The sequence below is a fragment of the Burkholderia sp. IMCC1007 genome, from assembly GCF_027257875.1.
GTDB lineage: Bacteria > Pseudomonadota > Gammaproteobacteria > Burkholderiales > Burkholderiaceae > Burkholderia.
Genome location: NZ_JAPVQY010000016.1, coordinates 49,755 through 65,766, shown reverse-complemented (window position 1 = coordinate 65,766; position 16,012 = coordinate 49,755). Strand labels below are relative to the sequence as shown.

The 16,012-nt window shown below is 66.6% G+C and carries 12 protein-coding genes; 11 read left to right on the top strand and 1 reads right to left on the bottom strand.

What is annotated here, in order from left to right; genetic code table 11:
* The first annotated feature begins 12 nt into the window (after window positions 1-12).
* The gene (ceoB, locus tag O1Q03_RS16565) at window positions 13-3,213 is read left to right on the top strand and encodes a multidrug efflux RND transporter permease subunit CeoB (protein WP_269504766.1); all 3,201 of its coding nucleotides are present in this window, start codon (window positions 13-15) and stop codon (window positions 3,211-3,213) included.
* A gap of 10 nt (window positions 3,214-3,223) precedes the next feature.
* The gene (opcM, locus tag O1Q03_RS16560) at window positions 3,224-4,765 is read left to right on the top strand and encodes a multidrug efflux transporter outer membrane subunit OpcM (protein ID WP_269504765.1); all 1,542 of its coding nucleotides are present in this window, start codon (window positions 3,224-3,226) and stop codon (window positions 4,763-4,765) included.
* 203 nt (window positions 4,766-4,968) lie between these two features.
* On the opposite strand, the gene O1Q03_RS16555 is transcribed toward opcM, so the two are convergent.
* A complete protein-coding gene (locus tag O1Q03_RS16555; RefSeq protein ID WP_269504847.1) occupies window positions 4,969-5,679 on the bottom strand; it encodes an IclR family transcriptional regulator in 711 nt (236 codons plus the stop codon).
* Between the two features lie 165 nt (window positions 5,680-5,844).
* On the opposite strand from O1Q03_RS16555, the gene O1Q03_RS16550 reads away from it, so the two are divergent.
* The 9 genes from O1Q03_RS16550 (at window position 5,845) to O1Q03_RS16510 (ending at window position 16,010) form a co-directional block, all read left to right on the top strand.
* A complete protein-coding gene (locus tag O1Q03_RS16550) occupies window positions 5,845-6,543 on the top strand; it encodes an RraA family protein (RefSeq protein ID WP_269504764.1) in 699 nt (232 codons plus the stop codon).
* Window positions 6,543-7,490, top strand: a complete 948-nt coding sequence (locus O1Q03_RS16545) for an NAD(P)-dependent oxidoreductase (RefSeq protein WP_269504761.1) — start codon at window positions 6,543-6,545, stop codon at window positions 7,488-7,490. The genes O1Q03_RS16550 and O1Q03_RS16545 overlap by 1 nt, the downstream gene beginning before the upstream one ends.
* Before the next feature lie 21 nt (window positions 7,491-7,511).
* Window positions 7,512-8,441: an SMP-30/gluconolactonase/LRE family protein gene (locus O1Q03_RS16540; RefSeq protein ID WP_269504760.1), complete on the top strand. Its 930-nt coding sequence runs from the start codon at window positions 7,512-7,514 to the stop codon at window positions 8,439-8,441.
* Window positions 8,442-8,528: 87 nt separating this feature from the next.
* Window positions 8,529-9,908 carry an MFS transporter gene (locus O1Q03_RS16535; protein ID WP_269504758.1) on the top strand — a complete coding sequence of 460 codons (1,380 nt, stop codon included), beginning with the start codon at window positions 8,529-8,531 and terminating at the stop codon, window positions 9,906-9,908.
* A gap of 46 nt (window positions 9,909-9,954) precedes the next feature.
* Window positions 9,955-11,106, top strand: a complete 1,152-nt coding sequence (locus O1Q03_RS16530) for a porin (protein WP_269504756.1) — start codon at window positions 9,955-9,957, stop codon at window positions 11,104-11,106.
* 11 nt (window positions 11,107-11,117) lie between these two features.
* Window positions 11,118-12,164 (top strand): amidohydrolase family protein, encoded by a 1,047-nt coding sequence (locus O1Q03_RS16525; protein WP_269504755.1) that lies wholly within the window; start codon window positions 11,118-11,120, stop codon window positions 12,162-12,164.
* On the top strand, window positions 12,161-13,441 hold the full coding sequence (locus O1Q03_RS16520; RefSeq protein WP_269504754.1) for an MFS transporter: 1,281 nt from the start codon (window positions 12,161-12,163) through the stop codon (window positions 13,439-13,441). The genes O1Q03_RS16525 and O1Q03_RS16520 overlap by 4 nt, the downstream gene beginning before the upstream one ends.
* Window positions 13,438-14,676 (top strand): MFS transporter, encoded by a 1,239-nt coding sequence (locus tag O1Q03_RS16515; protein WP_269504753.1) that lies wholly within the window; start codon window positions 13,438-13,440, stop codon window positions 14,674-14,676. Before O1Q03_RS16520 ends, O1Q03_RS16515 begins: the two co-directional genes overlap by 4 nt.
* Before the next feature lie 11 nt (window positions 14,677-14,687).
* Window positions 14,688-16,010, top strand: a complete 1,323-nt coding sequence (locus tag O1Q03_RS16510) for an MFS transporter (RefSeq protein WP_269504751.1) — start codon at window positions 14,688-14,690, stop codon at window positions 16,008-16,010.
* Window positions 16,011-16,012 lie beyond the last annotated feature (2 nt).

Genomic DNA, 16,012 nt, shown 5'->3' with positions numbered 1-16,012 from the left:
ACAGAGCAACCCATGAACATCTCCAAATTCTTTATCGACCGGCCGATCTTTGCAGGAGTCCTATCGGTGATCATCCTGCTTGGCGGGGTGATCGCGATGTTCCTGCTTCCGATTTCGGAATATCCGGAAGTCGTGCCGCCTTCCGTGATCGTGAAGGCGCAGTACCCGGGCGCGAACCCGAAAGTGATCGCCGAGACGGTCGCGTCGCCGCTGGAAGAGCAGATCAACGGCGTCGAGGACATGCTGTACATGCAGTCGCAGGCGAACAGCGACGGCAACATGACGATCACCGTCACGTTCAAGCTCGGCACCGATCCGGACAAGGCCACGCAGCTCGTGCAGAACCGCGTGAACCAGGCGCTGCCGCGCCTGCCGGAAGACGTGCAGCGGCTCGGCATCACGACGGTGAAGAGCTCGCCGACGCTGACGATGGTGGTCCACCTGATCTCGCCGGACAACCGCTACGACATGACCTACCTGCGCAACTACGCGCTGATCAACGTGAAGGATCGCCTGTCGCGGATCCAGGGCGTCGGCCAGGTGCAGCTGTGGGGTTCGGGCGACTACGCGATGCGCGTGTGGCTCGATCCGCAGAAGGTCGCGCAGCGCGGGCTGTCGGCCGAGGACGTCGTGCAGGCGATCCGCGAGCAGAACGTGCAGGTCGCGGCCGGCGTGATCGGTGCGTCGCCGTCGCTGCCCGGCACGCCGCTGCAGCTGTCGGTGAACGCGCGCGGCCGTCTGCAGACGGAAGACGAATTCGGCGACATCGTCGTGAAGACGACGCCGGACGGCGGCGTCACGCACCTGCGCGACATCGCGCGGATCGAGCTCGACGCATCCGAGTACGGGCTGCGCTCGCTGCTCGACAACAAGCCGGCCGTCGCGATGGCGATCAACCAGTCGCCGGGCGCGAACTCGCTGCAGATCTCGGACGAAGTGCGCAAGACGATGGCCGAGCTGAAGCAGGACATGCCGGCGGGCGTCGACTACAAGATCGTCTATGACCCGACGCAGTTCGTGCGCTCGTCGATCAAGGCCGTCGTGCACACGCTGCTCGAAGCGATCGCGCTGGTCGTGATCGTCGTGATCGTGTTCCTGCAGACCTGGCGAGCGTCGCTGATTCCGCTGATCGCGGTGCCGGTGTCGATCATCGGCACGTTCTCGCTGCTGCTCGCGTTCGGGTATTCGATCAACGCGCTGTCGTTGTTCGGGATGGTGCTCGCGATCGGGATCGTGGTCGACGATGCGATCGTCGTCGTCGAGAACGTCGAGCGCAACATCGAGAGCGGGATGAACGCGCGGCAGGCGACCTACAAGGCGATGCAGGAAGTGAGCGGGCCGATCATCGCGATCGCGCTGACGCTCGTCGCCGTGTTCGTGCCGCTCGCGTTCATGTCGGGCCTGACCGGCCAGTTCTACAAGCAGTTCGCGATGACCATCGCGATCTCGACGGTGATCTCGGCGTTCAACTCGCTGACGCTGTCGCCGGCGTTGTCCGCGATCCTGCTGAAGGGTCACGGCGACAAGGAAGACTGGCTCACGCGCGTGATGAACCGCGTGCTCGGCGGCTTCTTCCGCGGCTTCAACAAGGTGTTCCATCGCGGCGCGGAGAATTACGGCCGCGGCGTGCGCGGCGTGCTGTCGCGCAAGACGCTGATGCTCGGCGTGTACCTCGTGCTGGTGGGGGCGACCGTGCTCGTGTCGAAGGTCGTGCCGGGCGGCTTCGTGCCCGCGCAGGACAAGGAATACCTGATCGCGTTCGCGCAGCTGCCGAACGGTGCATCGCTCGACCGCACCGAGAAGGTGATCCGCGACATGGGCTCGATCGCGCTGAAGCAGCCGGGCGTCGAGAGCGCGGTCGCGTTCCCGGGGCTGTCGGTGAACGGCTTCACCAACAGCTCGAGCGCGGGCATCGTGTTCGTCACGCTGAAGCCGTTCTCGGAGCGGCACGGCAAGGCGCTGTCGGCGGGTGCGATCGCCGGTGCGCTGAACCAGCAGTACGGTGCGATCAAGGATTCGTTCGTCGCGGTGTTCCCGCCGCCGCCGGTGCTCGGCCTCGGTACGCTCGGCGGGTTCAAGATGCAGATCGAGGATCGCGGCGCGGTCGGTTACGCGAAGCTGTCGGATGCGACCAACGACTTCATCAAGCGCGCGCAGCAGGCGCCTGAACTCGGCCCGCTGTTCACGAGCTACCAGATCAACGTGCCGCAGCTCAACGTCGATCTCGACCGCGTGAAGGCGAAGCAGCTCGGCGTGCCGGTCACCGACGTGTTCAACACGATGCAGGTGTATCTCGGTTCGCTGTACGTGAACGACTTCAACCGCTTCGGGCGCGTGTACCAGGTGCGCGTGCAGGCCGACGCGCCGTTCCGCCAGCGCGCGGACGACATCCTGCAACTGAAGACGCGCAACGACAAGGGCGAGATGGTGCCGCTGTCGTCGCTGGTGACGGTGACGCCGACGTTCGGCCCGGAAATGGTCGTGCGCTACAACGGCTACACGGCGGCCGACATCAACGGCGGCCCGGCGCCCGGCTTCTCGTCGGGGCAGGCGCAGGCTGCGGTCGAGCGCATCGCGCACGAGACGCTGCCGCGCGGCGTGCGCTTCGAGTGGACCGACCTCACGTACCAGCAGATCCTCGCGGGCGATTCGGCGATGTACGTGTTCCCGATCAGCGTGCTGCTCGTGTTCCTCGTGCTCGCCGCGCTGTATGAAAGCCTGACGCTGCCGCTCGCGGTGATCCTGATCGTGCCGATGAGCATTCTGTCGGCGCTGACGGGCGTGTGGCTCACGCAGGGCGACAACAACATCTTCACGCAGATCGGCCTGATGGTGCTGGTGGGGCTGTCGGCGAAGAACGCGATCCTGATCGTCGAATTCGCGCGCGAGCTCGAACACGACGGCAGGACGCCGCTCGAGGCCGCGATCGAGGCGAGCCGGCTGCGGTTGCGCCCGATCCTGATGACGTCGATCGCTTTCATCATGGGCGTCGTGCCGCTCGTCACGTCGACCGGCGCCGGTTCGGAAATGCGCCATGCGATGGGTGTCGCGGTGTTCTTCGGGATGCTAGGCGTGACGCTGTTCGGGCTGATGCTGACGCCGGTGTTCTACGTCGTGCTGCGTACGCTCGCGGGCGGCAAGATCCATGTCGCGGGCAAGGACTCGGCGGGTTACGGCGTGCCGCCGTCGGGTGCGTCGGCTTCCGATGCTTGAGGGAAACAAGATGGACAACATGCACAACTCGAATGGCCTGATGCGTTTCGCGAAGGTGGCGGCCGCGAGCACCCTGCTCGCGACGCTGCTCGCCGCGTGCGCGGTGGGGCCTGACTACAAGCGCCCCGACGTGTCGACGCCCGCGGCGTTCAAGGAAGCGCCGACGCTCGCGGCCGGTGAACAGGCCGGCACGTGGAAGACCGCGGAACCCGCGGACGGCGAGCATCGCGGCGAATGGTGGAAGGTGTTCGGCGACCCGGTGCTCGATTCGCTCGAGACGCAGGCGCTCGCCGCGAACCAGAACCTGAAGGCGGCGGCGGCGCGCGTCGAGGAAGCGCGCGCGGCGACCCGCACCGCGCGCTCGCAGTGGTTTCCGCAGATCGGCGCCGGGTTCGGGCCGACGCGCGAGGGGCTGTCGTCGGCGTCGCAGTTCCAGCCGCAGGGCACCGGCCCGACCACCGCGACGCTGTGGCGCGCGCAGGGCACGGTGTCGTACGAAGCCGACCTGTTCGGTCGCGTGGGCCGCAACGTCGAGGCGTCGCGTGCCGACCAGGCGCAGAGCGAAGCGCTGTTCCGCTCGGTGCAGCTCGCGCTGCAGGCGGACGTCGCGCAGAACTACTTCGAACTGCGCCAGCTCGACTCGGATCAGGATCTGTACCGTCGCACGGTCGAACTGCGCGATCAGGCGCTGAAGCTCGTGCAGCGCCGCTTCAACGAAGGCGACATCAGCGAGCTCGACGTGTCGCGCGCGAAGAATGAACTGGCGACGGCGCAGGCCGATGCGGTCGGCGTCGCGCGCCGGCGCGCGGCATCCGAGCATGCGCTGGCCATTCTGCTCGGCAAGGCGCCCGCGGATTTCGCATTCAAGGAAACGCCGATCGCGCCGGTCGCGGTGAAGATTCCGCCGGGCCTGCCGTCCGCGCTGCTCGAACGCCGTCCGGACGTGTCGGCGGCCGAGCGTGCGATGGCAGCGGCGAACGCGCGGATCGGGCTGGCGAAAGCGGCGTATTTCCCGAAGCTCGATATCACGGGGGCGTTCGGGTATGAAGCGTCGACACTCGGCAACCTGTTCCTGTGGTCGAGCCGCACGTTCCTGCTCGGGCCGTTCGCCGGCACCGCGCTGACGCTGCCGCTGTTCGACGGCGGGCGGCGTGCGGCCGGCGTGCAGCAGGCGCGCGCGCAGTACGACGAGCAGGTCGCGAACTACCGGCAGCAGGTGCTCGTCGCGTTCCGCGAGGTCGAGGATAATCTCGCCGACCTGCGTCTGCTCGACGATCAGATCCGCGCGCAGGATGCGGCCGTCAACGCGTCGCGTCGGGCGGCGACGTTGTCGCGCACGCAATACCAGGAAGGCGAGGTCGCGTATCTCGACGTGATCGACAGCGAGCGGTCGGTGTTGCAGTCGCAGTTGCAGGCGAACCAGTTGACGGGCGCGCAGGCGGTGTCGACCGTCAATCTGATCCGCGCGTTGGGCGGCGGCTGGGGGAATGCGCCGGCGCCGACGGCGGTGGGTGATGCGGCGTCCGTCAAGGCGGAAGTGGCTGCGCGTTGAGCGCGAGCGGTGGGCGCTTCGTCGCTCGCCGGCCGTGAAGCGAAAAACCCCGGCATGCAGGCTCAGGTCTGCATGCCGGGGTTTTTGTATGGTTCATCGCAAATTTGTACCGCGTATGCGCGAGCGTGGCGTTGTGCGAAGGCGTCCGCAGCCGGGCGACGAACGGCCCGTCGACCTGAACGCGGCCTTTGCCAAAGCGGCGATCAGGTGCCGTAGATGTTCTCGCAGAGCGCGACACTCGCGCCCAGCTTCCGGGATAGATCGGCCGCCGCGTCCAGTTGCGGTCGATCCAGCTCGCCCGACTCGTGCGCGACGCTCAGTCGAGACGCGGGACCGGAAAGCGTCAGCGCCGCCATGAACTTGTCGCCGGCGCCGAAGACCGGCACCGCGAACGCTGCCGTGTGCACGTCGCGCGCACCCGCGGTGAAGAGGGGCAGTGGCGGCGGCTCGTCATAGATCGGCTCGCCGAGCCCCCAGAAACGGATCACCTGGCTGATGGCCGTGTCATCGAGCGGCAGTATCGTCCCCGCGAGCCGCGTTTCACGCAGACCTTCGGACGGCTCGGCCCGAAACAGGCAAAGCCGCTGCCCGTTGTCGTGCACGTAGTACGATGCGCTTTCTTTCGTCAGCGCGGCCAGCGCGTGAAGCGCCGGTTCAACCACCGTGGACAGATGGAAGGACTGCTCGTACAGCTTGCCCAGATACAGCACGCGATGCCCAAGCGAATAGTTGCCGGATTGCGCGCGCACGACATAGCCCATTCGCTCCAGTGAGTTCATCAGCCGATAGACCGTCGTCTTGTGCATGCCGGATGCCTGCGACAGCATCGCGAGCGACTGCGATTCCGCGCCGGGCTTGAAGCAGTCCAGCAGCGAAAGCGCCTTTTCCACGGCAACGACCCCTTCATTTCCCATTGCTCGTCTCCCGTCGATATTCGCCAGAGATTGTACAGAGTAAAACGCAGGTTTACCACGTAAAAGGGTAAACGCCAGTGTCATGAAGCGTCTCGTCTGGCTATAGTGGTTTCACCACGTACACCAGTGTTGTACAGAGTACAACGATCAACCCGAGGTCGAATCATGAGCAAGCCATCCGTCAGCACTTCCCCGATCAATCGCGACATCGAGCGCGTGTCGCCCGAACTCGTTCAGGCCGCCGCGCGCTATCAGGCCGCGATCCTGGCCGACGTCGCCGGCCGCCGCGGCACGGTGCATGGCCGCGTGCGCCCGTTGTCGCCGACGATGAAGGTCGCCGGCCCCGCGGTCACGGTCGAAGTCCGTGCGGGCGACAACCTCGCGATCCATGCGGCGCTCGCCGTCGCGCAACCCGGCGACGTCATCGTGGTCGACGGCAAGGGCGACATCTCGTGCGCACTGCTCGGCGAAATCATGGCGGCGCAGGCGAAGGCGAGCGGCATCGCCGGCATCGTCATCGACGGCGCGGTACGCGACGCGCATGAACTGGCCAACGGCGACTATCCGATCTTCTCGGCCGGCCTCAATCCGTGCGGCCCGACCAAGAGCATCGCGGGGCGCGTGAATGCGCCGATCTCGCTGGGCGGCACGACGGTCAATCCGGGTGACCTGGTGGTCGGCGACACCGACGGCGTCGTCGTCATTCCGCGCGCCGACGTCGCGCGCATCGTCGATCTCGCGCAGAAAAAGCTCGACTTCGAAACCGCACGTATCGCGGCGATCCACAAGGGCGACCTTCGTCCGGGCTGGATCGAGAAGGAGCTGCGCGCAGCCGGCATGCTGGCCGAAGGCGAGGCACTGTGATGCAGATCGATTCGCCCAAACCCGTGGTCCTCGTGACCGCCGCCGACCTTGCACCGCAAGCGCTCGACATGCTCGCGCAGTTCGACGTCGTGTTCGCCGGCAAGCAACCGACCGAAGACGACATCGTGGCGCTCTGCACCCGGCACAAGCCGGTCGCGATCATCGTCCGGTACGGCAAGATCAACGCCCGCATCATGGACGCGGCCGAAAACCTGCAGGTGATTTCGAAGCACGGCAGCGGCATCGACGTGATCGACCAGGACGCGGCTGCCGCGCGCGGCATCGCGGTGCGCGCCGCGGTCGGCGCGAATGCGGCCGCCGTCGCCGAGCACGCATGGGCGCTGCTGCTCGCATGCGCGAAGTCGGTTCCGCAGCTCGATGTCCGCATGCGCGAAGGCCATTGGGACAAGTCGACGCACAAGTCCGTCGAACTCGACGGGCGCACGCTCGGCCTCGTCGGGCTCGGTGCGATCGGCCGGCGCGTGGCCGCGATCGGCGCCGCGTTCGGGATGAAGGTGCTCGCGTTCGATCCGTTCGCGAAGGAAGCGCCGGCCGGTGTGAAGCTGGTGCCGCTCGACACGCTGTACGCGGAGTCGGACGTCGTGTCGCTGCATTGTCCGTTGACGGCCGACAACCGCCGGATGCTCAACCGCGACACGCTTGCGCGTTTCAAGCGCGGGACGATTCTCGTCAATACCGCACGCGGCGGCTTGATCGACGAAGCCGCGCTTGCCGACGCGCTGGCGAGCGGCCAGTTGCGTGCGGCGGGCCTCGACAGCTTCGACGTCGAGCCGATGACGGTGCCGCACCCGTTCCAGCAGATCCCCAACGTGATTCTGTCGCCGCATATCGGCGGCGTCAGCGATGCCGCGTACGTGAACATGGGCAAGGGCGCGGCCGCCAACATCCTCGCGGTGCTGGACGAACGCGCGCACAGCGCGGCTTGAACCCTGAACATCGAGGTACGCATGTTTTATCTGACGAACCCTGAAGTGCGCGAAGCCGACGTGTTCACGCGCATGCCGGAGAAGTTTCGCAAGCCGGATGTCCGCACGGAATGGGCGCGCGCGAATCGCGGCGGCATGGTCACGGATTCCTTTCTCGAAGGGCCGGTCTGGGATCCGGACGGCTATCTGTTCGTGACCGACATTCCGCACGGGCGCATCTTCCGCATTGCGCCGTCGGGCGACTGGGATCTCGTCGTCGAATACGACGGCGAGCCCAACGGGATGAAGCGCTTCGACGCATCGCACCTGATCATCACCGACTACCGGAACGGGCTGATGCTGCTCGATATCGAGCGCGGTGAAATTCGCCCGTATCTCGAGCGCCGCAACACCGAGCGCTTCAAGGGCGTGAACGACCTGACGTTCGACTCGGCCGGCAACATCTATTTCACCGACCAGGGGCAGACCGGGCTGCACGATCCGACGGGCCGCGTGTATCGGCTGTCGCCCGACGGCAAGCTCGACATGCTGCTCGACACCTGCCCGAGCCCGAACGGGCTCGTTCTGTCGCGCGACGAGAAGGTGCTGTTCGTCGCGATGACGCGCGGCAATGCCGTGTGGCGCATGCCGTTGCAGGCCGACGGATCGGTCAGCAAGGTCAGCCAGTTCTTCACGTCCTACGGACCGAGCGGCCCCGACGGCCTCACCGTCGATCTCGAAGGCCGCCTGTTCGTCGCGAATCCGGGCCTCGGGCGCGTGTGGGTACTCAACCACTGCGCGGAGCCCGTCGAGATCCTGACCGGGCCGAAAGGGGCGTCGCTCACGAGCGTGTGCTTCGGCGGCGCCGACATGAAGACGCTTTTCATCACCGAATCGACGTCCGGCTCCGTGCTGAAAGCGGACATGAGCATTGCCGGCCCGCTGCCGAAACAGGCAGCGAAGCAGGACTGAGACCCACGAGCCGGGAAGCCGCGCTGTCGGCTTCCCGCCCGTATGCCGAAAGATCGCGCCGCAAGCCGCGCGATGGAGGAGACAAGCATGACCATTTCGCACGCGCTGCATGCCGGCGATGACGCACCGCGCGCCGACGCGCAATCCGCAGCGCAGCTTGCCGGCGACGATTACGCGGCCAGCGAGCGCACGCTCGCCAAGGCATTCCGGCGCATTCTGCCGTTCATCTTCGTCTGCTACGTAATCAGTTATCTCGACAGAACCAACGTCGGTTTTGCCGCGCTGACGATGAACAAGGATCTCGGTCTGACGGCCGAGCAGTTCGGCGTCGGTGCCGGCCTGTTCTTCATCGGCTACTTCCTGTTCGAGATTCCGAGCAACCTGATCATGCAGAAGGTCGGCGCGCGCGTGTGGATCGCGAGAATCATGATCACGTGGGGCCTGTTCTCGATGGCCACGGCGTTCGTCGTCGGGCCGAAGAGCTTTGCGGCCGCGCGCTTTCTGCTCGGGCTCGCCGAGGCGGGCTTCACGCCCGGCATCTATCTGTATTTCACGCACTGGTTTCCCGGCAAGTGGCGCGCGAAGGTGACGGCCGCCTTCCTTGTCGGCATTCCCGTCGCGAACATGATCGGCTCGCCGATTTCCGGTGCGCTGCTCGAATTCGGCGGCCTGCATGGGCTGCGCAGCTGGCAGTGGCTGCTGCTGATCGAAGGCGTACCGGCGGTGCTGCTCGGCATCGCATGCCTGTTCGTGCTGGCCGACCGTCCCGAGAAAGCCGCGTGGCTCAGTGACGAAGAAAAGGCGTCGCTCGCGAAGCGCCTCGCGTTCGAGCAGCGCGACATCGGTGCGAAGCACGGCAGCAAACTGCGCGACGCGATGACGAACTGGCGCGTGTTCGTGCTCGCGTTCATCAACTTCTGCGGGATCGTCGGCTCGCTCGGCGTCGGCTTGTGGATGCCGCAGATCATCAAGCAGTTCGGCGTCGAACACGCGGTGGTCGGCTGGCTGACCGCCATTCCGTACGCGCTCGGCGCCGGCGTGATGCTCTGGTGGGCGCGTCTCGCCAATCGCGCGGCCAACCGCATTCCGTATGTCGCCGGTGCATTGGCCGTCGCCGCCGTCGCGTTGTGCGCGAGCGCCTTCATTCATGCGCCGGTTCTCAAGCTGATCGCACTGTGCGTCACGGTGAGCGGGATCCTCGCGTTCCAGGCGACTTACTGGGCCATCCCGTCAGGATTCCTCACCGGGCGTGCCGCCGCGGGCGGCCTCGCGCTGATCGTGTCGGTCGGCAATCTCGGCGGCTTCGTCGGGCCGTCGATGATCGGCGCGCTCAAGCAATTCTCCGGTGGCTTCACCGCGCCGCTCATCGCCGTGTCGGGTGTGCTGCTGCTCGGCGCACTGACCATCGCATGGCTCGGCGATCCGGGCTCGGGCGCCGGCGAAGCGCCCGCAGCCCGCCAGCCGTGAATTTTTCTTCGTAAGACCAACCCACAAAAAACAGTTTGGAGACTCCATGTTGTTGAATCAGCCCAGCCAGAATGCCCGTCCGACATCCCGCCTCGTGCTCGGCGCCGTCACCGTCGCGAGCGCGACCTTGGGATGCGGTGCCGCGCATGCGCAAAGCAGCGTCACGCTGTACGGCATTGCCGACGTCGGCATCGAACACATCAACAATGCGAGTAGCGGCGGCGCGCAGACGCGCGAAGCGTCGGGCAATCTGTCCGGTTCGCGCTGGGGACTGAAGGGCGTCGAGGATCTCGGCGGCGGCATGAAGGCCATTTTCCAGCTGGAAAGCGGCTTCAACATCAATGACGGCACGACTGCGCAGTCGACGAAGGGCCTCGGTGCGAACGCCGCCACGACGTCGCGAATTTTCGGCCGGCAGGCGTGGGTCGGGCTGTCGTACCGAGGTCAGCAGCTGACCTTCGGCCGCCAGAACTCGCTCTTCTACGAACAGGCCGTGGCGTTCGACCCGATGGGCGCGTCGTCGCGATACTCGGTGCTGTCGCTCGACTACGCGGCGGCCGCGCGTATCGACAATGCCGCGAAGTACACCGGCGTGTTCGGTCCGCTGACGGCGCAGGCGATGTATAGCACGCGCTACGACACCGGGTACGGCACTGAGGTGCCGGGCGCGCAACTCACCGGGCGCTTTTTCAGCGGGGCGCTGACTTTCGCGCAAGGACCGTTCGCCGCAAGCGTGTCGTACGAGCAGCGCAACAGCAACACCGTCGCGACCAACACGGGCACCGAGCGGCGCGCCACGGCCGCCGCGTCGTATGCGATCGGACCGGTGAAGGGGTTCGCCGGTTATCGCTATCTTCACGCGTCGAACGCGTTCCTGCCGGCAAACCCGATCCGCATCGCGAACGGCTCCGAAGCCAGCGCGGCGAACCTGTACTGGGCCGGCGCGCAATACGCGGTGTCGCCGGCGTTCGTGGTCACGGCAACGGCCTATTACCAGGACGTGCATTCCACCAGTGCCGATCCGTGGCTCGCCGTGCTGTGCGCGGACTATCTGCTGTCGAAGCGCACCGATATCTACGCGACGGCGGGGTTCGCGCGCAACAAGGGCGGCTCCGCGCTCGGCGTGAACGGCTATGGCACGGTCGCACCCGATCACAACCAGACGGGCGTGGTGATCGGCATGCGCCAGAAGTTCTGACGGCGAGCGCGATGCAGACCGTTCACGCGCCCCATCTGCCCGTCAGGCCCGAGTGGCTCGCGTTGCGCGACGAGCCGGTGCTCGAACCCGAGCTTGCGATCGTCGACGCCCATCACCACCTGTGGGACCGACAGACCGGGCGCTATCTCGCCGACGAGTTCGGCGCGGACGTGCGCAGCGGGCATCGGGTCGTGTCGACGGTCTACGTGCAGTGTCGCTCGATGTTGCGTGCAAGCGGGCCGGAGGCGTTCAAGCCGGTCGGCGAAGTGGAATTCGCGAGCGGCGTCGCCGCGATGTTCGCAAGCGGCGCATACGGGCCCGCGCGGTGCTGCGAGGCCATCGTCGGCGGCGCCGATCTGTCGCTCGGCGCGGAACTCGATGCGGTGCTCGACGCGATGCTGCAGGTGTCCGGCGGGCGGCTGCGCGGAATCCGCAATCCGCTCGCGTGGCATGCGAGCCCCGACGTGCGATCGAGCCCGGTGACGCCGCCGCGCGACCGGATGTCGGATCCGGCTTTCCGGCAGGGCGTGACGACGCTCGGCCGCTACGGGCTGTCGCTCGATGCGTGGGTCTATCACACGCAGCTCGACGACCTGTACGAGCTCGCGCGTGCATGCGAGGGCGTCACCATCGTCATCGACCATTTCGGCGGTCCGCTGGGCGTGGGCCCGCATGCCGGCCGGCGCGCGGAAGTGCATGCGCAATGGACGCGGCAACTCGCGCGTCTCGCCGCGTTGCCGAACACGCGCATGAAGCTCGGCGGCGCCGGCATGACCGTGTTCGGTTTCGACTTCGCCGCGCGCGACCTGCCGCCGTCGTCGCCCGAACTGGCGGCGGCGTGGCAGCCGTATTTCGACGCTTGCGTCGAATGCTTCGGCGTCGATCGCTGCATGTTCGAAAGCAACTTCCCTGTCGACAAGGGGATGTTCAGCTATCGCGTGCTGTGGAACGCCTTCAAACGACTCGCGTTCGCGATGTCGGCCGACGAAAAGGCCGCGCTGTTCAGCCGGACGGCCGCATCGACGTATCGCATCGCGCTTCCCGGAGACAACCCATGAAGACGAGTGCAACCGTGGCGACGCAGGACCTGGAGTCCGCAGCCGCGCAAGAAGGGTCCACGCGTATGACCGGAATCGAGTGGCGATCGCTGTCGCTCGCGGGGCTCGGCTGGACGTTCGAGAGCTACGACTCGTTCCTGCTGTCGCTGCTGCTGCCGACGCTCGCGCTGCAGTTCGGGCTGAGCAAGGCGCAGCTCGGCATGTTCACGAGCGTCACGGCGGCCGGACAGATCATCGGCGGCATTCTGTTCGGCTTCGTGTCGGACCGGATCGGGCGCGTGCGCACCGCGCTGCTCTGCGTCGGCATCTACTCGCTGTTCTCCGGCCTGATCGCATTTGCGCCCGACGCGCACTCGTTTGCCGCGTTGCGCTTTTGCGGCGCGCTCGGCATGGGTGGAACCTGGACCGCCGGCGCGGCGCTCATCGCGGAGACCTGGCATCCGAGCCGGCGCGGCAAGGGCGGCGCGCTGATGCAGATGGGCTTGCCGATCGGCGCGATTCTCGCGATCGCGATCTCGGGCATCGTCAGTGCCGCGCATGGCGGATTGGGCGGCGACAGCTGGCGTCTGCTGTTCCTGATCGGTGCATCGCCGTTCTTCATTCTGTTCTGGGTCGCGCGCAAGACGCCGGAATCGCCGATCTGGCTCGAACGCCGGCACGCGAAGTCGCAGGCCCGCAAGCCGGACACGGCCAGTCACGAGAAGCTGAACGTGCGCGGCCTGCTCACCGCCTTCTGCTTCATCTTCTTTCTGCAGTACCTGTACTGGGGCGTATTCACGTGGACCCCGACGTTCCTCGTCACGGTGAAGCATCTCGACTTCGTGCATAGCCTGAAGTTCGTGCTGGCGCTGCAGTTCGGCGCGATCACCGGGTTTCTGCTGTTCTCCGCATGGGTCGACCGGCTCGGCCGGCGGCCGATGTTCCTGGCCTACCTGCTGGTCGGTGCGATGGCCGTCGGCGTGTACATCGTGTCGGCGAATCCGTTGCTGCTGATGACCGCGATCTTTCTGACCGGCTTCAGCGTGAACGGCATCTTCGCGGGTGCCGGGCCGTTCCTCGCGGAGATCATCGGCAACACGGCATCGCGCGGCTTCTTCATGGGCCTCGCGTACAACGGCGGCCGGCTCGGCGGCTTCATCGCGCCGTTGATCATCGGTGCGCTGGCGTCGACGTCGGGCGGCTTCGTGCTCGGGCTCGCGACGACGATCGTCGCGTTCATCGCCGCGGCCGTGGTCGTGCTGTTCGCGCCCGAAACGCGCGGAAAGGCGCTGTCATGAACGTCGCAACGCAAGCGGGGTGGGTGAGCAGGCTGTTTCCCGCGCTGTCGGAGGCATCGCTGCGGCGCTATCTGAGCGGGCAGGTCGCGTCGGTGCTCGGCAGCTGGACGCAGAACGTCACGCTGAATCTGCTGATCTATCACCTGTCCGGCTCGGCGGCGATCCTCGCGCTGCTCAACTTCCTGCTGTACGGGCCGCAGCTGATCGTCGCGCCGGTGGCGGGCTCCCGCATCGGCTCGGCCAACGCGCGCCGCGTGACGCTCTGCGTGCTGACGACGTCGCTGCTGCTGACGGGCAGCCTCTTCACGTTGTCGCTGCTCGGCCTGCTCGGCGTGAAGCTGATTCTCGCGCATGCGCTGGCGATCGGCGTGTCGAGCGCAGTGGAAACGCCGGCGCGGCAGGTGCTGCTGCTGACGAGCCTGCAGGAGGCGACGCACACGTCCAACGCGGTCGCGATGAACACGATGGTCTACAACGTCGGGCGCATGGTCGGCCCGACCATCGCCGGATTCGTCTATCCGACGCTCGGGCCCAGGACGTCGTTTGCGATCTATGCGCTCGCGCTGTGCTTCATGGCGGCGTGCGTGCGGTCGATCCGGACCGCGACGGCGAAGCGGCCGTCGCGCGCCGAGAGCGGCCTGCGCGACGCGGTCGGCTACGTGCTGTCCGATGCGTTCTCGGCCCGCTATCTGCCGATTCTCGCGTGCATCGGCCTGTTCGCCGGCAGCTACCAGACGCTCGTGCCGCTGCTCGCGGACCACGGCTTTCACGACGCGGCGCGCTTTACCGGCGTGTTCTTCGGGTGCGCCGGCGCCGGCTCGTTGAGCGCGGCGGTGCTGCTGTCGTCGGCGTTCGGGCCGCGCGCGTCGCGCCGGTTCATCGCGTACGCACCGTGGGCGGCAGTCGGCGCGCTGTCCGTGCTCGCCGCGACGACCGATGTGGCGGGATCGATCCCCGCGTTCTACGCGCTCGGTTTCAGCCTCACGTTCGCGGCCACGTCGACGAACGCGACCATTCAGCGCCAGTGCCCGGAACACGTGCGCGGCGGGCTCGTCGGCATGTACGGCATGGCCTACAACGGCACGATGCCGTTCGGTTACCTGCTCGTCGGCAGCGCATCCGAGGCGCTCGGCGTGCGACACACCTTCGCCGCCATGGCCGCCGTGCTCGCGTGCGGCGTCATTGCGGTCATCGCGTGGCAACGGTTCACAAGTTCGCGCTCAGGCGCACAATAAACGGAGACAACATGCAAACGGGTTTCATGGAAGCGTCCGCGATCGAGCGCCGGACCATACGAAAGGTCGTCTGGCGACTCATTCCCTTTTTGATGATCTGCTACCTCCTTGCCTTCATCGATCGGGGCAACGTGGGGATGGCGTCGCTGCAGATGAACGAGGACCTCGGGATGTCCGCGAAGGTCTTCGGCTTCGGCAGCAGCCTGTTCTTCATTTCGTACTTCTTTTGCGAAGTGCCGAGCAACCTCGCGCTGCAGAAATACGGCGCGCGGATCTGGATCGCCCGGATCATGATCACGTGGGGCATCGTGTCGGCGGCGACCGCGCTGGTGCACAACGCGACGACGTTCTACGTGCTGCGCTTCCTGCTGGGCGCGGCCGAGGCCGGCTTCTTCCCCGGCGTGCTGCTTTATTTGTCGTACTGGATTCCCGCGCAGTATCGTGCGCGGATCGTCGCGACGTTCATGGTCGCGATTCCGGCCGCGAGCTTCATCGGCTCGCCGATCTCCGCGCTGCTGTTGCAGATGGACGGCTTCTGGGGCCTGCGTGGATGGCACTGGCTGTTCATTCTCGAAGGCGTTCCGACCGTGCTGCTCGGCATCGCGTGCCTGTTCATGCTGACGAACAAGCCGGAACACGCGAAGTGGCTCGACGACGACGAGCGCGCGTGGCTCACGAGCGCGCTTGCCGCCGGCCACAAGACCCACAAGAAGGTGCCGTCGTTGCCGCTCACGCAACTGTTCCGCAACCGGTACGTGCTGTGCCTTGCGCTCGTCGACACGTGTGCTTCCGCGGCAGGCAGCACGCTGTCCGTGTGGCAGCCGCAGCTGCTGAAGTCGTTCGGCTTGACCGTCATGCAGACCGGCCTGCTGAATTCGGTGCCGTACGCGGTGGCTTCCGTCCTGATGGTCTACTGGGGCCGGCGCTCGGACCGCGTCGGCGAACGGCGCTGGCACACGGTCGTGCCGATGCTGCTGATCGGCGTGGGCCTGTTCGCGACGTCGCTGAGCGGATCGCTGCTGCCGACGATCTGCATGCTCTGCGCGGTGCTGGTCGGCGCGTATTCGTTCAAGGGCCCGTTCTGGGCGCTCGCGACCGACATGCTGTCCAACAGCACCGTGGCGGCCGGACTCGCGACGGTCAATGCGATCGCGAACCTGCTCGGCGGCGGGCTGATGGTGAACGTGTACGGGTGGGTGAAGGCGGCGACGGGCAGCTACGCGCTCGCGTTGATGCCGCTCGCGATCCTCACGCTCGTGAGCGTCGCGACGCTGCTGCTGCTCACGCGCAATCATGCGGCCGGCAAGCTGGTCGGCAAGACGGGGGCCATCTGATC